20 protein-coding genes, 1 riboswitch and 1 other annotated feature are annotated in these 19864 nt (G+C 66.1%); of the genes, 3 read left to right on the forward strand and 17 right to left on the reverse strand.

Annotation, left to right across the window (positions count from 1 at the left end):
* Positions 1 to 4 precede the first annotated feature (4 nt).
* The 16 genes from Q4T40_16625 to trpD all read right to left on the reverse strand — a co-directional run bounded on the left by Q4T40_16625 (position 5) and on the right by trpD (position 15585).
* Positions 5 to 1240: a glutathionylspermidine synthase family protein gene (locus tag Q4T40_16625; protein ID MDT8902868.1), complete on the reverse strand. Its 1236-nt coding sequence runs from the start codon at positions 1238 to 1240 to the stop codon at positions 5 to 7.
* Positions 1240 to 1572, reverse strand: a complete 333-nt coding sequence (locus Q4T40_16630) for a hypothetical protein (protein ID MDT8902869.1) — start codon at positions 1570 to 1572, stop codon at positions 1240 to 1242. The genes Q4T40_16625 and Q4T40_16630 overlap by 1 nt, the downstream gene beginning before the upstream one ends.
* Positions 1573 to 1585: 13 nt before the next feature.
* Positions 1586 to 2023, reverse strand: coding sequence for a hypothetical protein (locus Q4T40_16635; GenBank protein ID MDT8902870.1), 438 nt, complete (start codon positions 2021 to 2023; stop codon positions 1586 to 1588).
* An 82-nt stretch (positions 2024 to 2105) separates the two neighbouring features.
* Positions 2106 to 3221: an alanine racemase gene (locus tag Q4T40_16640; GenBank protein ID MDT8902871.1), complete on the reverse strand. Its 1116-nt coding sequence runs from the start codon at positions 3219 to 3221 to the stop codon at positions 2106 to 2108.
* Between the two features lie 261 nt (positions 3222 to 3482).
* On the reverse strand, positions 3483 to 3956 hold the full coding sequence (locus Q4T40_16645) for a hypothetical protein (protein MDT8902872.1): 474 nt from the start codon (positions 3954 to 3956) through the stop codon (positions 3483 to 3485).
* 339 nt (positions 3957 to 4295) lie between these two features.
* Positions 4296 to 5240, reverse strand: a complete 945-nt coding sequence (locus tag Q4T40_16650; GenBank protein MDT8902873.1) for an alcohol dehydrogenase catalytic domain-containing protein — start codon at positions 5238 to 5240, stop codon at positions 4296 to 4298.
* Between the two features lie 290 nt (positions 5241 to 5530).
* Entirely contained in the window at positions 5531 to 7003 is a 1473-nt protein-coding gene (locus Q4T40_16655; GenBank protein ID MDT8902874.1) for a rhomboid family intramembrane serine protease, read from the reverse strand.
* Entirely contained in the window at positions 7003 to 7833 is an 831-nt protein-coding gene (locus tag Q4T40_16660) for a hypothetical protein (GenBank protein ID MDT8902875.1), read from the reverse strand. The genes Q4T40_16655 and Q4T40_16660 overlap by 1 nt, the downstream gene beginning before the upstream one ends.
* 275 nt (positions 7834 to 8108) lie before the next feature.
* Positions 8109 to 9044 carry a diguanylate cyclase gene (locus tag Q4T40_16665; protein MDT8902876.1) on the reverse strand — a complete coding sequence of 312 codons (936 nt, stop codon included), beginning with the start codon at positions 9042 to 9044 and terminating at the stop codon, positions 8109 to 8111.
* An 80-nt stretch (positions 9045 to 9124) separates the two neighbouring features.
* Positions 9125 to 9697 (reverse strand): aminodeoxychorismate/anthranilate synthase component II, encoded by a 573-nt coding sequence (locus tag Q4T40_16670; GenBank protein ID MDT8902877.1) that lies wholly within the window; start codon positions 9695 to 9697, stop codon positions 9125 to 9127.
* Entirely contained in the window at positions 9694 to 11154 is a 1461-nt protein-coding gene (locus Q4T40_16675; GenBank protein MDT8902878.1) for an anthranilate synthase component I family protein, read from the reverse strand. Before Q4T40_16675 ends, Q4T40_16670 begins: the two co-directional genes overlap by 4 nt.
* Complete coding sequence (gene trpA / locus Q4T40_16680) at positions 11151 to 11948, reverse strand: tryptophan synthase subunit alpha (GenBank protein MDT8902879.1); 798 nt, start codon at positions 11946 to 11948, stop codon at positions 11151 to 11153. The genes Q4T40_16675 and trpA overlap by 4 nt, the downstream gene beginning before the upstream one ends.
* Before the next feature lie 2 nt (positions 11949 to 11950).
* Entirely contained in the window at positions 11951 to 13129 is a 1179-nt protein-coding gene (gene trpB / locus Q4T40_16685; GenBank protein ID MDT8902880.1) for a tryptophan synthase subunit beta, read from the reverse strand.
* Positions 13122 to 13940, reverse strand: a complete 819-nt coding sequence (gene trpC, locus Q4T40_16690) for an indole-3-glycerol phosphate synthase TrpC (protein MDT8902881.1) — start codon at positions 13938 to 13940, stop codon at positions 13122 to 13124. Before trpC ends, trpB begins: the two co-directional genes overlap by 8 nt.
* Complete coding sequence (locus Q4T40_16695; GenBank protein ID MDT8902882.1) at positions 13925 to 14563, reverse strand: phosphoribosylanthranilate isomerase; 639 nt, start codon at positions 14561 to 14563, stop codon at positions 13925 to 13927. Before Q4T40_16695 ends, trpC begins: the two co-directional genes overlap by 16 nt.
* Positions 14554 to 15585 carry an anthranilate phosphoribosyltransferase gene (gene trpD, locus Q4T40_16700; GenBank protein MDT8902883.1) on the reverse strand — a complete coding sequence of 344 codons (1032 nt, stop codon included), beginning with the start codon at positions 15583 to 15585 and terminating at the stop codon, positions 14554 to 14556. Before trpD ends, Q4T40_16695 begins: the two co-directional genes overlap by 10 nt.
* A gap of 357 nt (positions 15586 to 15942) precedes the next feature.
* Positions 15943 to 16200, reverse strand: a binding site (T-box leader).
* A 136-nt stretch (positions 16201 to 16336) separates the two neighbouring features.
* Positions 16337 to 16455: riboswitch (SAM riboswitch) on the forward strand.
* 60 nt (positions 16456 to 16515) lie between these two features.
* Here trpD and Q4T40_16705 point away from each other — a divergent pair.
* Genes Q4T40_16705 through Q4T40_16715 form a run of 3 tightly spaced genes read left to right on the forward strand, consistent with a single transcriptional unit; the run spans position 16516 to position 18873 of the window.
* Complete coding sequence (locus Q4T40_16705) at positions 16516 to 17676, forward strand: homocysteine biosynthesis protein (protein ID MDT8902884.1); 1161 nt, start codon at positions 16516 to 16518, stop codon at positions 17674 to 17676.
* 1 nt (position 17677) lies between these two features.
* A complete protein-coding gene (locus Q4T40_16710; protein MDT8902885.1) occupies positions 17678 to 18109 on the forward strand; it encodes a 4Fe-4S binding protein in 432 nt (143 codons plus the stop codon).
* A gap of 2 nt (positions 18110 to 18111) precedes the next feature.
* The gene (locus Q4T40_16715) at positions 18112 to 18873 is read left to right on the forward strand and encodes a UPF0280 family protein (GenBank protein MDT8902886.1); all 762 of its coding nucleotides are present in this window, start codon (positions 18112 to 18114) and stop codon (positions 18871 to 18873) included.
* A 99-nt stretch (positions 18874 to 18972) separates the two neighbouring features.
* On the opposite strand, the gene Q4T40_16720 is transcribed toward Q4T40_16715, so the two are convergent.
* Positions 18973 to 19566 carry a hypothetical protein gene (locus Q4T40_16720; GenBank protein ID MDT8902887.1) on the reverse strand — a complete coding sequence of 198 codons (594 nt, stop codon included), beginning with the start codon at positions 19564 to 19566 and terminating at the stop codon, positions 18973 to 18975.
* Positions 19567 to 19864 lie beyond the last annotated feature (298 nt).

Below are 19864 nucleotides of genomic sequence, written 5' to 3' on the forward strand. Positions count from 1 at the left end.
GCCGTCACTCCGCCAGTCGGACGGGGACGAAGTATGCGAGGTCGTCGGTTATGAGGCCGCCCAGGCGGGCGACGACGGCGGCCGGTTGGCCGTTGACGATGAAGGAGCCCCAGACGAGCCGCCCGGCCTTGGGGCCCGCGAGGGTGGGCAGTTCGACTGTTTCGAGGTCCTGGTACTGCTGGTAGACCAGCGGCTGGTCCGTGTACTGCCGCTCGCGGTCGCAGTCGATTACGGCGCCGTCGGCGGCGTGGACGGCGACACCGCCGCCCTCCCGCCCGAGGACGGGTTTGGCGACATGGGGGCAGCGGCCGGCGAAGCGGTTTTCGCAGTAGGTGGGGAGCATGTGGGCGGCGATGGCGTCCTGCTCGGCGGCGGTGAAGAAGCCGCCGGCCTCGTGGAGGGACCAGACGAGGGCCTGGAGGGCTTTGCTCTGGGCGATGAGGGCGCCGGGGGGGTTGATGGCGGCGAGACGGCCGCGGGCGATGAGGCCGAGGACGTGGGCGCCGGTGGGGTAGCCATCGTCGTCGCGGTCGGCGGCGAGCAGACCGAAGGGGTGCAGGCGGTACCAGAGGTCGATGGGGATGAGTTCACCGTCCGCGAGGACGCAGAGGCGGTCCTGGTGGACGCGCAGGTCTTTGAGGGGCGCGAAACGGCCGCCGAGGCCGGAGGCTTTGAGCAGGTACCTGGCGGTGCCGGCGTCTTCGGCGTGCCAGTCGAGGGCGCTGAAGGCGACGCTGCCGGTTGGACAGCCGAGGGCGTGGTAGCGGTTGACTATTTGGCTGAAGGCCGCGGGCAGCATGGCTTCGAGGCCGGCGTTGGGGTCGGCGGCGTTGTGCCCGGCGCAGACCCGGCCGTTGACGTGGAAGGCTTCCACGACCCCGCCGGGGGTGTCGCTGTTGAATTCGAGCATTTTCCAGCCGCCAGGGGTGCGGGCGAAGTCAAACCGACCGATGAGGGTGGCGGCGTCGGGGAGCACGGCCATGCGCACGGCTTCGCGGGCCGCTTCGGGGATGCCGAGCTCGGCGAGCAGCTCGGCCGGGCCGTCCTGGACGATGCGGACGGTGCGGTCGAAGACGCTGCCGAGGACGGCGGTGGCGGCGCGGAGGTCCCGCAGTTCGCCGGGGGCGACGGCGTGGGGGACGGCGAGGGCGTATTCCTGGCCGTACAGCCAATCCCAGGAGAAGGTGCCTTCCTCCCTCAGGGGGCGGTAGATTTCTTCGCGGACGGCGGCGTAGTCCATCAGCCGAGGCCGCCGGTGAAGCCGCCGCCGATGCCGCCGCGGGCCTTGCCGCTCGATATCGTGGCGCCGCGGCCGGAGCCGGGGGTTGCCTGGCCGGGGGCGGCTACGCCGGAGCGGGTGCCGCCGAAGAAGAAGGGAACGCCGTAGAAGTGGCCGCCACCGGCGCGGGCCGGCATCTGTTCGCCGTCCTCGTCGCAGTAGCCGTCGCTGTTGCGGTCGATATGGGTATGTCCGGGGCGGCTTTGGCCGCCCGCAGAGCAGCCGGCGGTGACGGTCAGGAGGGCGGCCATGAACAGGCCCAGCAGCTTGGCGGTTTTGTCGGTGCGTTCCATAGCGATCCCCTCCTCAAGTTTTTTGGGCGTAATAGCTATAAACCTTACGATCCTCGTCGAGGACGGTCATTGTCTTGCGCCACTCGTCGCCCAGCCAGTAGAAGTAGTCGCTGCCGAGGCAGAGGATGACGTCGACGGGGTCGGTGAACTGCCGCGTCTCGATGAGCAGGCCGGGGGCCTCGCTTTCGCCGTCCTGGCGGATTTCGACTCTTACGCCGTTGCCGTCCGTGTCGGGAGCGGCGGCGGGGGCCGCCGGACCTTCCTCGCGGAGGTAGATGACGTAGGTCAGGGGCTCGCTGGCGGTCGAGGTGCGTTCGTAGACTTTGCCGTCTTTGATGAATTTGTCGCACAGGAAACGGGCGGCGATTTCGCCGCCGTCGATGCCGTTGTAGGCGTACAGCACGGGAAAATCGGCAGCCTCGTCGAGCAGCCGGTATTCGAGGTTAGCCATGGGCGGAGCCTCCTTTGCCCGTCGTGGTGCTATTTTACCACGGGCGCGGTCACGGGACCATGGTTTTTTCCGCCAGCGGCGGCTAGAAGGTAGCCGGCAGACGGGAGTTGCCCCGCATGTCGATCGGGATGGCGCATTCCGTATTCCCCTGCCGGTGGCCGATAAGCCAGCCGGTAAGGTTGGCGGCCGCGCAGGCGTGGTTGGGGATGACGGCAAGCTTGTCGCCGACGTCAAGGCCGGTTTCCCCGGTTATCGCGACCCGGCCCACTTCCTCGGACAGGCCGGCGACCGTGAGCTCGGGGTGGCCGGCGACGAGGCCGAAGCCGGCGAGAAGCGAGCTGCCGTGGGCGCCTTTGTCGAGGCCGAGGCATTTGCTGCCGGCGTCGATGATAAGGGTGTCGGGCCGGGGCCGCGACAGGACGGTGGCGAGGACGGCGAGGGCGCAGCGCGCCGGGGGAACGACGCCGAGCGCAACCTGGGTGTTGTCGTAAAAGACGTAGTTCCCGGGGCGGAGGGCGGTGACGACGCCGCTGGCGGCTGCCGCGGCGGCTGTCGGGGTGCTGCCGGCGGCGACGGTGTCGACGGCGAAACCGTGGGACAGGAGAACTTCCCTGGCCTGGGCGAGCGCGGCGACTTCGGCCGCGGCCGCGGCCGCGACGCCTTCCCGGTCGCCGGCGCCGTATACCTGGCCGGGATGGGTGGCGACGCCCCGCAGCCTGAGTTTTTTATATCCCGAGAGAGCGGCGGCGAGCTCGGCCGCCTGGTGAGGCGGCACGCCGAAGCGGTGCAGGCCGCTGTCGATGATGATGAGGTAGTCGATTTCCAGGCCGGCGCCGGCCAGCGCGGCCGCAAGGGCGCGGGCGGCGGCGATGCCGTCGAGGCTGACGGTTATGCGGGCCCGCCGGGCAAGGGCGATGATCCGGTCGATGTTGGCGCGCCCGGCGACCGGGTAGGCAAGCGTCAGGTCGGCGAAGCCGGCGGCGGCCAACTGCTCGGCTTCGTCGAGGGTGCCGGTCAGGAAGCCCGCGGCGCCCGCTTCCTTCTGCCAGCGGGCTATTACGGTGCTTTTATGGGTTTTGACCATCGGCCAAAGTTCGACCCCCGCCCGGCCGCACATGGCGGCCATGTCGCGGAGGTTGGCTTCGAAGACGTCGAGGTCGAGAAGAAAGCTCGGGGTGGCCAGGTCGCGGATGTTCACGGACAGCACCTCCGATTATTTTGGCACATTAACTGGAGATAAATTCCACATCAAATGATTATTTACCTTTATATTTTGTCTTCTGAATATACACGGACCGTTCAGAAGCTGTCAGTTCCTTGAATTTATACGGGCCGCTCAGAAAGCCCCAGATACAAGGCGCACCGGAGGATGGCCCGCGACGGCGTACTTGGTTGCGTACGTCGAATGGGCCATCCGAGGAGCAACGCCGTAGATGGGGCTTTATCAGCGGCCCCATTGTTATTCAGAAGGAGCATAGCGGATTTCCCAGGACAGGGTCCCCGTCTTCGCCACATCCTTGAACACCCGCCGCTCATGGAAGCTGTAGCCGAGAACGCTGATCTTCTTTGCCCGCCGCTGGGGAGACAGGGTAATATTTTTGCTCCCGGGAGGGAAGGTCTCGACGCCGCCGTCCTCCCACTCGATCTTGATCGCCGATTTGTGGGCGTTTTCGCCGCTGGCGCTAAAGGCGACGACGACAACTTCGGTGGCCGCCGGGCCTGCCAGCCGCTGGACGATTTCGGTCTTGCCCCGGAAGGGGACTTCGTCGCCGCGCAGGGTGAGGAGCGGCGGCAGGGCTTTAATGGTGACGGCACCCGGCGGAATGGCGGGCGCGGCTGGGGGCGTTTCGCCGCCGGGGCGTCCGCAGGCTGCGAGGATTATCGTCAGCGCCGCGAGGACGACGCCGGTGAAAAGCAAGCGGTGGTTTATCATGCTCATCCCTCCGCCTCTATTGTAAAAGGGTGACGCTTGGGGCGCAAGGGGCGGAGCGGAAAAGACCGGCATGTCAAATGCCGCTATACTGTAAATATTGTAATTACAGTATATATAATATTAACTAGTTTCAAGGGTGATAGCCGCCCAATTCCAATGGTTCGCCGCGTTTGGCGGCGGAACTTCCCCTATCCCCGGCCGGAAACAAAACGCCATTAAATGGAAAGAGCCTGCTGAAAACGGCGGATTGCCCCGCCGCCCAGCAGGCTTTTAAACCGATAAATCGATTAGCGCCGGGGCGAATCCCCTTGCGACGGTTTTAGGGCTTCCTGAGGGCCGTCAGGGAATGCGGCAGTCGAAGATGGCCTTGAGACCGCCGGGAGGGGCGAATACGGCGGCGCCGTCGGCCAGGCGGAATACGCCGCCGACAAGCGGCTCGACGTCGACGAGGCGCCTGGCCAGTAGGCGGAGAGCGGCGGACGTGGGGCCGCAGCGGGAGCCGACGAGGGTCAGCTCTCTCACCACCCAGAGGGTGGACGAGAGGACGGCGTCGCTGGCGAAGGTGCTTTTGAGGACGATGCGGCCGCGGGGCTTGACGAGGTCCTGGCCCGCGGCGAGGCCGGCGGGGCTGCCGGTGCATTCGACGACGAGGTCGAAGGGGCCCTCCTTGCCGGCGGCGTCCGCCGTGGCGGTGGCGGCCAGGCCGTCGAGGAGGGCGAGCTTGGCGGGATGCTTGCCGACGACGGTGAGGTCGCAGCCGGTGAGGCTGAGCACCCGGGCGACGAGTTGGCCGAGTTTGCCGTCGCCGAGGACGGCGATGCGCTCGGACGGCCTGATGTGGCACTGATCGCAGATTTCGAGGGCGGCGGCCAGCGGTTCGGCGAAGACGGCGGCGAGGTCGCTTACGCCGGGCGGTACTTCGCGGAGGTTGGCGCACGGCAGGGTGAGGTATTCGGCGAAGGCGCCGTCCTTGCCGGTGATGCCGAGGACGCGGCGGCTGCGGCAGTGGTTGGCGAGGCCCTCGCGGCAGCGCGGGCAGCGGCCGCAGCCGAGGTTGATGTCGGCGACGACCCTCCTCCCCTCCCACCCTGCTCCCTCTTCGACGACGCCGACGAATTCGTGGCCGAGGATGCCGGTGAAGCCTTTGTAGCCGGCGAGGATTTCGCGGTCGGTGTTGCAGACGCCGGCGTAGAGGACTTTGACGAGGGCTTCGCCGGGGGCGGGGGCCGGAACGGGGTAGTCGTCGCGGTATTTGAGCTGGCCGTCGAAGTAGAGGCAGCGCATGGGGGGACCTCCTTTATGGCGTTTAACTCCTAATATTTTGGCTTCATTGGCGGCTGTTCTCCGGCTTTAGGTTCTCCCCCCGCTGCGCCGGCGGTCTTACTAAGCTCATCGCCGACGACTGGCCGTACGCCGCTAACTGTCTCCTGACAGATAGCGGCTCGCTCGCCGTCCATGGCTCGCGCCGGCTGCCGTTACCGGCTCTCTCGCTAAGTAGCGGCCGCCGTCTCGCTTGAAGGGGGCATCACCCAAAGCCGGAGAATGCCGCGCCGCGGAGGCGGCGGAGATCGACGCTATTTCCCGCGGCTGCGGAGGGCGGCGGCGCGGGCTTCGGCGAAGTTGATCTCGGCCTGCCAGGTGGAGCGTTCTTGGGCGACTTCGCCGGTGAAGCGGCCGTAGTTTTCGATCGCTTTGGCCCGCTGGCCGAGCACTTCTGCCCTGATGCCGGCGACGAGGTATTTGAGCGGCGCCTGGGTTTTGTCCATGCTGTAGGCCTGTTCGAGCTTGCCGATAGCGACGGTGTAATCGCCTTCGTAGGCGTGGACAAGGCCGAGGTTGCCCCAGGCGGAAGCGAAGCTGGCGTCGATTTCAAGGATGGCGGTGAAGTCGGCGCGGGCGGCGGCGTACTGGCCGGTGAGGATGTAGGTGTAGCCGCGGCCGTTAAGGTAGTGAATGTCGCGGGGGGCGAGGGCGACGGCGCGGCTGTAGTGGGTCAGGGCCTCTTGATACTGACCCCTGTCGTAGTAGGCGTTGGCGACGGCGAACTGGGCCCGGTGGTTGTCGCCGTTGGTTTCGAGGTAGCGATCAAGGTCTTTTATGGCGGCGGCGGGCTGGCCGGCGTCGAGAAGGAGGGTGCCGCGCAGGTAGTACATATAGGCGTTGGCGGGGTTTTTCGCGAGGGCGTCGGTGGCGGCGGCGACGGCGGCGGGCTTGTCGCCGTAGTAGATCCAAGCGTGGGCTTCGGCGGCGGCGAGGTAGCCGCCGAGGTAGAGCCAGCCGCCGGCGAACAGCGCGAAGGCGGCGGCGAGCAGGGCTTTGCCCGCCACGGGGAGGGTGCGGCTTTCCTCGCCGAGGGAGGGGCGCAGGACGAGGGCGGCGAGCGCACCGCCCAAAAAGCCGCCGAGGTGGGCCCAGTTGTCGATAAAGGGTGTGAAGAAACCGGTGCCGATCTGGTAGATGGCTACGGCGCCTACGAAGAGGCCGATGCCGCGGTCGCGGAGGTAGAAGTCGGCCCGCCGGCGGTGGAAGAGGACGGCGAGGGCGCCCATGAGGCCGAAGATGGCCCCCGAGGCGCCGACGCCCGGTCCCGGCTGCATGGCAAGGCTGAGGAGCGAGCCGGTGACGGCGGCGAACAGGTAGATGACGGCCGTTTTGCCGAGACCGAAGGCGTGCTCGGTGCCTAGGCCGAGGATGTAGAGGAAGATTGCGTTGCCGAGGATATGGTCGAAGCCGCCGTGGAGGAAGGCGGCGCTGACGAGCCGCCAGACCTCGCCGGCGAGCACTTTGTCGCGGTAGAGGGCGCCGGCGGCGATAACCGACTCCTGACTGAGGAGAACGCCGGTGGCGACCTCCCAGAGGTAGACGGCGATGTTGGCGAGGAGGAGGAGGACGACGAGGAGGGGGAAGTAGGACATGCCTTTCTCGAAGGGGACGCGCGGGTCTTTGGGGCGGGCGGGGACGAGCATGTCGGCGGTTATGAGGAGGGGCTGCTCCGCTTCGGCGGACGGTGTTTCAGGCATGGCGGCCGGCGTTTTGTCGGTATCCATCAGCGTCCCTCCCCGGTGTCGAGCAGCACGCCCAGGGCCAGGGCGGCGCGCCGGTCGAGTTCGCCGGCGGCGTCTTCGCACAGGTCGAGGGTGTAGCGGTCGAAGATGGTCATTTTACGGTTGAATTCGCCGAGGACGCGTTCGCGGTCGGCGGCGTGGATGACGAAGTTGGTGCGGAAGACGGCGAAGTCGTAGATGAAGCCGGTGATGCGGCGGAAGAGGGAGAGGATGATGGAGTCCTCGTGGGCGACGGCGAGCAGGGCGCCGTCGGGGCCGTAGACCCACCATCTTTTGCGGAGGAAGTCGGTGAAGCGGTTCTTTTTGTAGACGGCGAGGATGTTGCCGGCGAGGTCGCGGAGGGTGTAGCGGGTGGTGGGGAACTGGACGAAATAGTCCTGGGTGACGGTGAGGATGGCGGCGGTTTTGTTTTCGTCGGGGTAGAAGAAGATGGTCCGCCTGGGGCCGACGAAGTAGGCGACGACGAGGGCGAGCAGGAACCAGTTGATGTGATAGGTGCGGTAGAGTGCAAAAAACAAATAAAGAGCGACGGCCATTAAGACGGCGACGGTCAGGAACCTCTCCACTACCAGCGCGGGACGCTCGACGTAGAGGAGGGGGTTGCCGTCCTCGTCGCGGACGTGGTATTTGGTGTCGATGGCGAAGTGTTTCTCGCGCAGCAGGAAGATGTCGCGGTCGAAGACGGCCGGGACCTGGCGCTCGGGGGCGCGGAAGACGCCGTGGCAGGCGGGGCATTCGAGGAGCCGGCCGGCGTACTGGCTTTTGAGGTTGTAGGCGGCGCCGCAGTCGGGGCAGGCGACAGGCAAAGCCATGATTGGTGCTCCCTCTTCCGCGCTACGGCGGAAACTTTAATTCTGGTCAATGGTTGGGGGGTCTCGGAGACCACAGGCCGCAAAAACGCCGTGCGCTGTGCGGCCACGCGGGTTTAGCGTCATGATTACACATGAATTGGCAAGAGGCCGCTCAGAACCCTCCAGATACAAGGCGCACCGGAAGAGCGCGCCGCGACGCGTACTTGGTTGCGTACGCTAGCAAGCGCTCTGAGGAGCAACGCCGTAGATGGGGGGTTATCAGCGGCCTCCAATGTTTACAGCTGACGAACGATATTTCGGCCGGCTTGCTTGGCGTGGTATAACGCCTGATCCGCCTTCGCCACAAGCGCGGCGGGGGTGGTGAGTTCGTCGGGGACGATGGTGGCGGTGCCGGCGCTGACGGTGAGGCAGCGGTGGATTGAGGAGGCTTTGTGCTCGATGCCGAGGGTGGCGACGGCGACGCGGATGGCTTCGGCGACGACGAGGGCGCCGAGGCTGTCGGTGTTGGGCAGGAGGACGGCGAATTCCTCGCCGCCGTGGCGGGCTGCAAGGTCGCCGGCGCGGGCGATGGTGGCGGAGATGGTGAGGGCGATTTTCTTGAGGCACTCGTCGCCGGCCTGGTGGCCGTAGGTTTCGTTGTAGGCTTTGAAGAAGTCGAGGTCGAGGATGATAAGGGACAGGGGCGTTTCGTCGCGCAGCGCGCGGCGCCATTCCTCGCCGAGGCGGGCGTCGAAGCGGGCGCGGCTGTCGATGCCGGTGAGGCCGTCGAGGCTGCCCAGGCGGGTGAGCTCCTGGTTTTTGGCCTGGAGCTCGCGGGTTAGGGTGTCGAGGGTGTGCTGGCATTCGAGGATGCGGCGGGCGACGGCGAGCCGGCTGCGGAGCATGGCGGGGTCGACGGGTTTGGCGACATGGTCGTCGGCGCCGGCCTCAAGGCCGCGGATGCTTTCGTCCGCGCAGTTTTCGGGCGAGAGGAGAATAACGTAAGCTTTGTTGAGGTTTTTTTCTTTTTTAAGCCTGGCGCAGATGTCGTGGCTTTGTGGGCCGGGCGCGACCAGGTCGAGGAGAACGATTACGGGGCGGGAGTCTGTGCGGAGCGCCTCTAGGGCTTGTTCGCCGCCGGCGGCGCCGGCGACCTCGTAGCCCCATTTTTTCAGGGTGGGTTCGAGCATGGCGCGGGTGGTGGCTTCGTCGCCGACGATCATCACTTTCATCCGTCATTCCGCCTTTGCGTTAATTTCCCGGTTTGTTTCCAGTTTCTACAAAGGCGGCGATATTCCTGCCTTGGCCGCCGTCAGACGGCGAGGGTGGCGACGAAATTGGCGAGCAGGCTGACGCCGTCGGGGGTGAGGACGGATTCGGGGTGGAACTGGATGCCTTCGACGGGGTAGCGGTTGTGCCTGACGCCCATGATGAGGCCGTCGTCGCTGGTGGCGGTGACGGTGAGGCAGTCGGGTAGGCCGGCCCGGTCGATGATGAGGGAGTGGTAGCGGCCGGCGGTGAAGGGCTGGGGGAGGCCGCGGTAGAGGCCGCGGCCGTCGTGGCTGACGGCCGAGGTTTTGCCGTGGACGGGCTTGGGGGCCCGCACGACTTTGCCGCCGAAGACTTCGCCGATGACCTGGTGGCCGAGGCAGACGCCGAGGATGGGCAGCCGGCCGGCGAAGCGGGCGACAAGGTCTTTGCTGATGCCGGCGTCGTCGGGGGTGCCGGGACCGGGGGAGATGATGACGGCCCGGTAGCCGCCAGCGGCGATTTCTTCGAGGGTGATGCGGTCGTTGCGGGCTACGCGCACCTGGCGGCCGAGGTGGGTGACGTACTGGTAGATGTTGTAGGTGAAGGAGTCGTAGTTGTCGATGAGCAGGATCATGGCTGAGCGCCTCCCATTACCTGGAATAGGGCCCCGGCTTTGTGAAGTATCTCCTGGTATTCGACGGCGGGGACGGAGTCGGCGACGATGCCGGCGCCGGTTTGGATGACGACCTGGCCGCCGTCGATGATGAGGGTGCGGATGGTGATGCAGGTGTCGATGTTGCCGCGGAAGTCGAAGTAGCCGACGGCGCCGCCGTAGGGGCCGCGGGGGGCGCTTTCGAGGCCGGCGATGATTTCCATGGCGCGGATTTTGGGGGCGCCGCTGAGGGTGCCGGCGGGGAAGCAGGCGGCGAGGACGTCGGTAGGGGTGTAGCGGGGGTCGAGGGTGCCGGTGACTTCGGAGACGATGTGCATGACGTGGGAGTAGTTTTCGACTTCCATGAGGCGGCTGACGGCGACGGTGCCGGGGAGGCTGATGCGGCCGAGGTCGTTGCGGCCGAGGTCGACGAGCATGGCGTGTTCGGCGCGCTCTTTGTCGTCGGCGAGGAGGTCGGCGGCGAGGCGGGCGTCTTCGGCGGCGTCGCGGCCGCGAGGGCGGGTGCCGGCGATGGGGCAGGTGTATACCTGACCGTCACGGAGTTTGACGAGCATTTCCGGGGAGGCGCCGACGAGTTGGCGGGAGCCGAAGTTGAGGTAGAACATGTAGGGCGAAGGGTTGAGGTGGCGAAGCCGGCGGTAGAGGTGGAAGGGTTCGGTGGTGAGCGGCCGGCGGAAGGGCCGGGAGAGGACGGCCTGGAAGATGTCGCCGGCGGCGATGTGTTCTTTGGCCTGGTTTACGGCGGCGATATAGTCGTCGCGGCCGTCCGCCACCTCCTCCCTCCCCCCTTCCGGCGCGCCGGTCTGAGGCAGGACGGCGGGCTGGCGCAGCCTGAGGGCGAGGGCGGCGAGGCTTTCGGCGGCGGTTTCGTAGGCGGCGGGAGCGGCGGCGGGACTGTCGACGGGGGCGAGGTGGATGAGCCTGGCGGTGTGGGTGAGGTGGTCGAGGGCGATGATGGTCTGGCAGATGAGGTATTCGCCGAGGATCATGTCGTCGGGGACGGCGAGGCCGCGGATGCGCTCCCAGGTGGCGGCGGCTTCGTAGGCGAGGTAGCCGACGGCGCCGCCGCAGAAGGGCGGCAAGCCGGGCAGGCCGGGGAAGGTGTGGCCGCCCAGGATGCGCTGGAGGGCGGCGAGGGGCGGGCCGGCGATGGTGGAGCGTTTGCCGCGCCGCCGCACGTCGGTGTGGCGGGCGGTGGCGGTGAGGGTGATGAGGGGGTCGGCGCCGATGAAGGAGTAGCGGCCGAAGTTTTTGCTGGTTTCAGCGCTCTCCAGCATGAAGCCGGGGCGGTCGCCGACGATTTTGCAGTAGACGGATACGGGGGTGTCGAGGTCGGCGGGCAGGTCGGCGGTGACGGGGATGATGTTGTGGGTGGCAGCGAGGCGCAGGAATTCGTCGCGGTCGGGCGAGAGCTTCATGAGCGCTCACCCGCCTCGTCGAGGGCCTGGCGGATGCTGGCTACGAGGCTGCGGACGCCTTCCGGGCCGCCGGCGGTAAGGCGCTCGATGACGGCGCTGCCGACGATGACGGCGTCGGCGTGGGCGGCGGCGGCGACGGCGGCTTCCGGGCTGCCGATGCCGAAGCCGATAGCGATGGGGATGCCGCTGGCACGGCGGGCGTCAGCGATGAGGGGGGCGAGGCGGCTGTAGTCGACGGTTTGGACGCCGGTGACGCCGGTGGTGGAGACGCAGTAGAGGAAGCCGCCGGCCTGGGACGAGATGCGGGCGATGCGGTCGGGCGGGCTGGTGGGGGCGATGAATTGGATGAGGTCGAGGCCGTGGCTGCGGCAGGTGTCCTGGAGGGGGGCGGCTTCTTCGAGGGGCAGGTCGGGGACGATGAGGCCGGCGGCGCCGGCGGCGGCCGCAGCGGCGGCGAAGCGCGCGGGACCGTACTGGAGGATGGTGTTGATGTAAAGCATGAGGGCGACGGGGACGGGGCTCGCGGCGGTGAGGTCGGCGACGAGGCCGAGGGCGTCGGCGGGTTTGAGGCCGCCCTGGAGGGCGACGGTGGCGGCCTGCTGGATGACGGGGCCGTCGGCGATGGGGTCGGAGAAGGGGATGCCGATTTCGATGATGTCGGCGCCGGCTTCGGCGGCGGCGAGGGCGGCCCGGCGGGTGGCGGCGAGGTCGGGGTAGCCGGCGGCGAGGTAGACGATGAGGCCTTTGCCGCCGGCGGCGAGGCGGGCGGTGAGTTTATCCCGGAGTTTGGACATTTTTATATTCCCCCCATGGTTTTCGCTACGGTGTCGACGTCTTTGTCGCCCCGGCCGGAGAGGCAGACGACGACGGCTTCGCCGGGGTTGGTCGCCGGCATGAGTTCATCCAGGTAGGCGAGGGCGTGGGCGCTCTCTAAGGCGGGGATGATGCCTTCGAGGCGGGCGAGACGGGCGAGGGCCTGGAGTGCCTGTTGGTCGGTGACGGCGACGTAGGCGGCGAGGCCGCTGTCTTTGGCGTGGGAGTGTTCGGGGCCGACGCCGGGGTAGTCGAGGCCGGCGGAGACGGAGTGGGCTTCGGTGACCTGGCCGTCGTCGTCCTGGAGGAGGTAGCTGTAGGCGCCGTGGAGGACGCCGGGCCGTCCCCGGGTGAGCGAGGCGGCGTGTTTGTCGGTTTCAAGGCCCCGGCCGGCGGCTTCGACGCCGATTTTGGCGATCGATTTGTCGTGGAGGAAGGGGTGGAAGCTGCCCATGGCGTTGCTGCCGCCGCCGACGCAAGCGACGATGTGGCTGATTTTGAGGCCGGCGGCCTCGGCCTGGCTCCTGACTTCGCGGCCGATGACGGACTGGAAGTCGCGGACGAGCATGGGGTAGGGATGGGGGCCGACGACGGAGCCGATGATGTAGTGGGTGTCGCGGACGTTGGCGACCCAGCTGCGGAGGGCTTCGCTGGTGGCGTCTTTGAGGGTGCCGCTGCCGCTGGTGACGGGGACGACTTCGCTGCCGAGGAGGCGCATGCGGACGACGTTGAGGTGCTGGCGTTCCATGTCTTCTTTGCCCATGAAGACGCGGCATTCGAGGCCGAAGTGGGCGGCGACGGTGGCGCAGGCGACGCCGTGCTGGCCGGCGCCGGTTTCGGCGATGATGCGTTTTTTGCCCATGCGGCGGGCGAGGAGGGCCTGGCCGAGGGCGTTGTTGATTTTGTGGGCGCCGGTGTGCAGGAGGTCTTCGCGTTTGAGGTAGACGGCGGCCCGGCCGTAGTGGGCGGTGAGGCGGGCGGCGTGGTAGAGGAGGGTGGGCCGGCCGGCGTAGTCCCGGAGGTAGGCGGCGAATTCGCGCTGGAAGGAGGGGTCGTTTTTGAGGCCGCGATAGAAGTCGTCGAGTTCGATGAGGGCGGGCATGACGGTTTCGGGTACGTACCGGCCGCCGTAGGCGCCGTAGCGTCCGTTTGTGTCAGGCATTGTTTGGTTCCTCCTTTGTATGTCGGGGTTGCGGGGCGTCGGTCGGTTCGCCGGCGAGCGCGAGTTCGCGGGTGCGGGCGAGGATGTCGGGGGCGGTGACGAGGCCTTCGCCCACGAGGGCGCCGCGGACGCCGGCCTGTTTGAGCCGCCGGGCGTCGTGGCCGCCGGTGATGCCGCTTTCGCTGACGAGGAGGCGGCGGCCGTCGGTATGGGGCAGGAGGGCGAAGGTGGCGGCTATGTCGGTGGTGAAGGTGGTGAGGTCGCGGTTGTTGATGCCGATTATGGGGGCGGGGGTGCGCTGGACGCGGTCAAGCTCTTCGCGACTGTGGACTTCGACGAGGGTGTCGAGGCCGAGTTCGCCGGCGACGGCGAGGAAGCGGGCGAGTTCGGCGTCGGTGAGGATGGCGGCGATGAGGAGGACGGCGTCGGCGCCGGCCCAGCGGGCTTCGTGGAGCTGGTATTCGTCGATGATAAAGTCTTTGCGGAGGATGGGCAGGGGGCTGACGGCGCGGACGGCGGCGATGTCTTCGAGGCGGCCGCGAAAGGGGGCGCTGGTGTGGACGGAGAGGGCGGCGGCGCCGCCGGCGGTGTAGATGCGGGCAAGCTCGGGGACGGTGTGGCGGGCGGTGAGGGTGCCTTTGGCGGGGGAGGCGAGCTTGCATTCGGCGATGAGGGCCCAGTCGGCGGCGCGCAGCGCCTTGGCGAAGGCGGGGGGACGCGGGGTTGTGTCCCGCTGCAGTTCGGCGAGGGGGCGGGTTTGTTTGCGGGCGGCGACTTCCTGGCGGATGCCGGCGACTATGCGGGCGAGCATGTTTCGCCCCCTTCCTGCGCCGCGCGGGCGGCGGCGACGAATTGGCGGATTTTGGCGGCGTCTTTGGCGCCGGCGGTTTCGACGCCGCCGGAGACGTCGATGCCGGCGGGCCTGAGGATGCGGATGGCTTCGCCGACGTTGGCGGGGGTGAGGCCGCCGGCGACGATGAAGGGGCCGGGTAGGCCGGCGGTGAAGCCGCTGGCCCGCCGCCAGTCGAAGGCTACGCCGGTGCCGCCGGCCTGGCCGGGTACGAGGCTGTCGAGGAGGATGTATTCGGCCGGGTAGGCGGCGGCCGCGGCGGCGGGGTCGAAGCCGGGGCCGACGGGCATGGCTTTGATGATCGGCCAGCCGACCGCGCGGCAGTAGGCGGGAGGTTCGCCGCCGTGGAGCTGGACGTAGTCGAGGCAGCAGCGGCGGGCGGTGTCCTGGACGACGGCGAGGGGCTGGTTGACGAATACGCCGACGCGGCCGACGCCAGCGACTTGGCGGGCGATTTCGGCGGCGGCGGCGACGCTGACCCGCCGCCGGCTGGGGGCGAAGACGAAGCCGATGAGGTCGGCGCCGGCGTCGCGGGCGGCGCAGGCGGCGTCGATGGTGGTTATGCCGCAGATTTTTATGATAATGGTAATCCCTCCCTGTAGTCGGCTCCGAAGCGGCGGAGGGCCTCCAGCCGGCCGAGGGCGGCGCCGCTGTCGACGCTGGCGGCGGCGAGGGCGAGGCCTTCGCGGAGGCTGCCGGCCTTGCCGGCGACGACGAGGGCGGCGGCGGCGTTGAGAAGGACGATGTCGCGCCGGCCGTCTTTTTGGCCGCGGAGGATGCCGAGGATGATGGCGGCGTTGTCGTCGGGGGCGCCGCCGCGATAGAGGCTGCTGTCGCCGCGGAAGCCGTAGTCGGCGGGGTCGAGGAGGTAGGATTTGACTTGGCCGTTCACCACTTCGGCGATTTTGGTGGGGGCGGCGGCGGAGATTTCGTCGAGGCCGTCGAGGCTGTGGACGACCATGGCCCGCTTGGTGCCGAGCCTGAGAAGGACTTCGGCGACTTTGTCGGTGAGGGCGGGGTCGTAGACGCCGATGAGCTGGCGGGCGGCGCCGGCGGGGTTGGTGAGCGGCCCGAGGAGGTTGAAGACGGTGCGGAAGCCGAGCTCGCGCCGCGATTTGGCGACATGGCGCATGGCGGGATGGTAGAGAGGGGCGTAGAGGAAGCTGATGCCGAGGGTGTCGAGGGCGGCGGCGGCCGCGGCGGGCGGGAGATCGACGCGGACGCCGAGGGCGGCGAGGACGTCGGCGCTGCCGCAGGCGCTGGAGATGCCGTGGTTGCCGTGCTTGGCGACGGTGACGCCCGCGCCGGCGACGACGAGGGCGACGGCGGTGGAGATGTTGAAGGTGCCGCGGCCGTCGCCGCCGGTGCCGCAGGTGTCGAGGACGTCGCCGCCGCTGGCGCCGACGGCGACGACGAAGTCGCGCATGACGCCGGCGAAGCCGGCGATCTCTTCGCTGGTCTCGCCTTTCATTTTGAGGGCGGTGAGGAAGGCGCCGATCTGGGCGTCGCTGGCTTCGCCGGACATGATGGCGGCCATGGTGCGGCCGGCTTCTTCGTGCGACAGGCTGTGTCCGGCCGCCACCCGGCCGAGGGATTCTCTGAGCATGGTTATTCCTCCCTTTTTTGCGCTGTTTTGGGTCGATAAATAGAAAAAGCCATTTCACCCGTAGGGGCGAAATGGCTCGCGGTACCACCCTTGTTCGGAAAGCGAAGCTTTCCCTTGTTCGGATACGGGGCAATATGGCCCGATACCCTAGCCCGCTAACGGGGGCGGCCGGCCCTTCCTACTTGCCGGCGGCGTTCGGGGGGCAGCTCCCAGGTCCATTCGCTGTGCTCTCCCGGCCGGTCGTCTCACCTCCGGTTTCCCGGTCACCGGCTCGCTGGGCGGAAGGGCACACAGTTACTCGTCCTGTTCGACGCTGTTGGTTATTTAGTTTGGGGAAATAAAAAAAGCCTCTTTCACCCCAGGGGCGAAATGGCTCGCGGTACCACCCTTTTCGGAAAGCGAAGCTTTCCCTTGTTCGGATACGGGGCATATGGCCCGATATCCTAGCCCGCTAACGGGGGCGGCCGGCTCCTCCTACTGGCGAACGCGTTCGGGGAGCAGCTCCCAGGTCCATTCGCTATGCACTCCCGGCCGGTCGTTTCACCTCCGGTTTCCCGGTCACCGGCTCGCTGGGCGGGGGCTCACATAGGTACTCGTCCTGTTCGACGCTGTTGGTTATAGAATTAGCATTATTTTATCGCGGGCGGCGGCTGTTGTCAAGGCTGAGGGGAATTTTTCCCGCGATGAAAATGCTGTTGACAAATTTTCGGCTGCTTGGTATTATTCTACCAATAACGAAATACAAGGTATTTTCTCATCAAGAGAGGCGGAGGGACTGGCCCGATGAAACCTCGGCAACCACGGCGGCCGTATGGCTTGCCGCAGGTGCCAATTCCTGAAGCGATCCAATAGATCGCTTGAAGATGGGAGCGGGCCGATAGCGGTTTTCTGCCTCTTTCATCTGCGAGCGACGGGTGAGGAGGATTTTTTATGGCCAAAAAGACGTTTGCCGAGATCAATGAGAAGATCAAAAAGGGCGAAGCGGTGGTGCTGACGGCCGAGGAGGTTGTCGCCATGGCGGACGAACAGGGCCTGAAGGCGACGGCGGAGAAGGTGGATGTGGTGACGACCGCGACCTTCGGGCCGATGTGCTCGTCAGGGGCGTTCCTGAATTTCGGCCACAGCGACCCGCCGATCAAGATGGCGAAGGTGTGGCTCAATCAGGTGCCGGCGTATACTGGGATCGCGGCGGTGGACGCGTATATCGGCGCGACCGAGCTGGCCGAGGGCCGCGATGACTACGGCGGCGCGCATGTGATCGAGGAGCTGGTGGCCGGGAAAAGCGTGCGCCTGAAGGCGATCGCCCAGGGGACGGACTGCTACCCCCGCAAGGAGCTGGAGGGGTATATCAGCCGGGAGAGCATCAACGAGGCGTTCCTGTTCAATCCCCGCAACGCGTACCAGAACTATGGGGCGGCGACCAATTCAACCGGGCGCATCCTGTATACGTATATGGGGATGCTGCTGCCGAAGTTCGGCAATGTGACGTATTCGACCGCGGGGCAGCTCAGCCCGCTTTTAAATGACCCGTATCTCAGGACGATCGGCGTGGGAACGCGCATTTTCCTCGGCGGCACGCAGGGGTATGTGGCCTGGCACGGGACGCAGCACAACCCGTCTAAGGCGCGGGGCGAGAACGGCGTGCCGGTGGGCGGCGCGGGGACGCTCAGCCTGATCGGCGACCTGAAGGCGATGACGACCGAGTACCTGAAGGCGGCGGTGTTCAAGAATTACGGGGTGAGCATGTTCGTGGGGGTGGGCATCCCCATCCCGATGCTCGACGAGGATATGGCCCGCTTCGTGACGGTGCGCGACCGGGAGATTAAGACGACGCTGTTGGATTACGGGGTGCCGGGGCGCAGCCGGCCGACGCTGAAGGTGGTCGATTACGCGGAGCTGAAGTCGGGCTTCGTGGAGCTGAACGGCCGCAAGGTGCGGACGGCGCCGCTGTCGAGCATTTATAAGGCAAGGCAGATTGCGGCGACGCTGAAAGAGTGGATCGAGCGGGGCGAGTTTATGCTCCAGGAGCCGGCGGCGCCGCTGCCGGCCGACGCGACGGTGAAGCCGCTGGATGTAAAGGAGTTGGACTGAGATGGTGAAGGAGCGTTTCACGTTCGTTTTTTCGCCCGAGACTTACGATAAGCCGATCACGTACCACCTGGTGAAGGATTTCGACCTCAAGCTCAACATCCTGCGGGCGGAGATCACCCCCGGCGAGGAGGGGCACCTGCTGGCCGAGATCGAGGGCGAGGAGGATAATCTGCGCCGAGCGCTCGAATTCCTGGCGGCGGAGGGGATCGAGGTCATCCCCACCCACCGGCAGGTGACGGTGCGGCAGGAGGAGTGCGTCCACTGCGGGGCGTGCACGGCGGTGTGCTTCTCGGGGGCGCTGGCGATGAACCGCGAGGAGTGGAAGATGGAGTTCCGTCCGGAGAAGTGCATCGTGTGCGGGCTGTGCATCGAGGCGTGCCCGCTCAGAATCATCAGCGTGGGCTTCGGCGGCGGCAAGGCCGGAGAGGCGTGAATATGAAATCGGCCGCCTACGAGCCGCGCCGCTACCGGGACGGTATGGCCGGCCCCGGATTCAAGACGTTTACGGTGAGCCACCTGGAGACCGACCTGTGGGTGGCGGTGACGGCTGACGCCCCGCCGGAAGCCGAGGAGGCGGCGCGGGTGGCGATGCTGGAGGCACGGCGCGAGCTTGAGGTGTATATCGCGACCGACCGGGCGTTTCTGACGGCGCTGGCGCCGTACGAGCCGCAGACCGGCTGCCCGGCGCTCATCCGCGCGATGGCGGACGCGGCGGCTTTGGCCGGCACGGGGCCGATGGCGGCGGTAGCCGGGGCGGTGAGCGCCTATGTCGGCCGCCGGCTGGAGGAGCTTTTCGGCCTCGCGGAGGTAATCGTCGAGAACGGCGGCGACATCTACCTGCGGTCGAGCGTGCCGCGGAAGATCGCCATCTACGCCGGGGCGTCGCCGCTGTCGAACAAGCTGGCGATCACCCTCTCCCCCACCCTCTCCCCTCTCGGTATCTGCACCTCGTCGGGGACGGTGGGCCACTCGCTCAGCCTCGGCAAAGCGGACGCCGCCACCGTGCTGGCCAAGGACGCGGCGACGGCGGACGCGTACGCGACAGCACTCGGCAACCGCGTCCAGGGGCCGCAGGATATCGACGCCGCCCTCGCCTGGGCCGCCGCCTCCCCGGAGGTGCTGGGGGCGGTGGTGATCGCGGGGGATAAGGTCGGCGCGGTCGGCGATGTTGAGCTTGCGCCGTATTGCGGTGAATAAAACCCTTAGGTATGGCGGCTACAAGTTTGCAGCTAACCTATTGAAAAGAAAGAATGATCATCTTTTATTTACTTTGAGACCTTAGGCCTTACATGATCTCTACCTATTAGATGATGCAAAAATAGGATTAATCCTAATAGATTGTGTAAAAGTTCTCCTTGTAGTTATTAGCTTTAGCTTACCTTGAGATATATTATATAACTTGTCAGAATCAACCGGGCCAAAGTGAATATAGCCTTCTATAGCTTTATATGGGTCTAACGAAAATATAGGTTGTATAAGTGGCTCAACCCTGCAACCTTCATAAACTGTGTAGGAATCAGAATGCATTTGAATAACCTGCTCAGCATATTTAGGAGCATAAGTATCACTGTCAAAAGTAAGGGGCTCAACATCTGGTAGCAGAAGAGTAAATTCAAGGAAAGTAAGCGGTCTTTCAGATGTGTTCGTAATTCTAATCCATAACCAAAAACAGTATTTGGATATATCCGGTCTATGTACTACCTCTCCTTCACTATCATAGATCATTTCTTCTGGGTCTTCAGGAAAACAGGTAATCGCTTGCCCCTTTTCTCCCGTTGGTTGGTACAAGTTAATTGTCGGTCTCTCTTGAAAAAAGCGCCAAAAATGAAGAAATAACCCTGCTACACCCGTAAGAGCACCAATAATTGCAACAACAAATTTTTCATCCATTCACATCCCCCCATTCGCTGCTTCAAAGCGATTAAAAGGCAACTTATAATGTCAGAGTGGTTAACCCTATTCATATTCTACGACAACGACAATAAAAAGACAAAATTTGTTACCGGCCGTGGAAAGCACAGGCGTATGCGCCGTTGCGGAGGACGAATACGCGCCGTTGGCGCAGCAGGCCGGTAACGCAAACGTAAGCCCGGCCGTGGATGGCCGGGCTAGTCCGCAAGGAGCCGGATGCGACTTTTGCGGACGGTACGGCAGCGTCGGCCCAAGCCTTACGGCGCGTTCGGCCGGA

The organism is Selenomonadales bacterium 4137-cl, assembly GCA_032334055.1.
Classification (GTDB): Bacteria; Bacillota; Negativicutes; order Sporomusales; family UBA7701; genus Anaeroselena; species Anaeroselena agilis.

Coding starts and splice junctions, on each gene's coding strand:
- Q4T40_16625 (MDT8902868.1), bottom strand. CDS start 1,240: ATGGACTACGCCGCCGTCCGCGAAGAAATCTACCGCCCCCTGAGGGAG.
- Q4T40_16630 (MDT8902869.1), bottom strand. CDS start 1,572: ATGGAACGCACCGACAAAACCGCCAAGCTGCTGGGCCTGTTCATGGCC.
- Q4T40_16635 (MDT8902870.1), bottom strand. CDS start 2,023: ATGGCTAACCTCGAATACCGGCTGCTCGACGAGGCTGCCGATTTTCCC.
- Q4T40_16645 (MDT8902872.1), bottom strand. CDS start 3,956: ATGATAAACCACCGCTTGCTTTTCACCGGCGTCGTCCTCGCGGCGCTG.
- Q4T40_16650 (MDT8902873.1), bottom strand. CDS start 5,240: ATGCGCTGCCTCTACTTCGACGGCCAGCTCAAATACCGCGACGACTAC.
- Q4T40_16655 (MDT8902874.1), bottom strand. CDS start 7,003: ATGGATACCGACAAAACGCCGGCCGCCATGCCTGAAACACCGTCCGCC.
- Q4T40_16660 (MDT8902875.1), bottom strand. CDS start 7,833: ATGGCTTTGCCTGTCGCCTGCCCCGACTGCGGCGCCGCCTACAACCTC.
- Q4T40_16665 (MDT8902876.1), bottom strand. CDS start 9,044: ATGAAAGTGATGATCGTCGGCGACGAAGCCACCACCCGCGCCATGCTC.
- Q4T40_16670 (MDT8902877.1), bottom strand. CDS start 9,697: ATGATCCTGCTCATCGACAACTACGACTCCTTCACCTACAACATCTAC.
- Q4T40_16675 (MDT8902878.1), bottom strand. CDS start 11,154: ATGAAGCTCTCGCCCGACCGCGACGAATTCCTGCGCCTCGCTGCCACC.
- trpA (MDT8902879.1), bottom strand. CDS start 11,948: ATGTCCAAACTCCGGGATAAACTCACCGCCCGCCTCGCCGCCGGCGGC.
- trpB (MDT8902880.1), bottom strand. CDS start 13,129: ATGCCTGACACAAACGGACGCTACGGCGCCTACGGCGGCCGGTACGTA.
- trpC (MDT8902881.1), bottom strand. CDS start 13,940: ATGCTCGCCCGCATAGTCGCCGGCATCCGCCAGGAAGTCGCCGCCCGC.
- trpD (MDT8902883.1), bottom strand. CDS start 15,585: ATGCTCAGAGAATCCCTCGGCCGGGTGGCGGCCGGACACAGCCTGTCG.
- Q4T40_16705 (MDT8902884.1), top strand. CDS start 16,516: ATGGCCAAAAAGACGTTTGCCGAGATCAATGAGAAGATCAAAAAGGGC.
- Q4T40_16710 (MDT8902885.1), top strand. CDS start 17,678: ATGGTGAAGGAGCGTTTCACGTTCGTTTTTTCGCCCGAGACTTACGAT.
- Q4T40_16715 (MDT8902886.1), top strand. CDS start 18,112: ATGAAATCGGCCGCCTACGAGCCGCGCCGCTACCGGGACGGTATGGCC.
- Q4T40_16720 (MDT8902887.1), bottom strand. CDS start 19,566: ATGGATGAAAAATTTGTTGTTGCAATTATTGGTGCTCTTACGGGTGTA.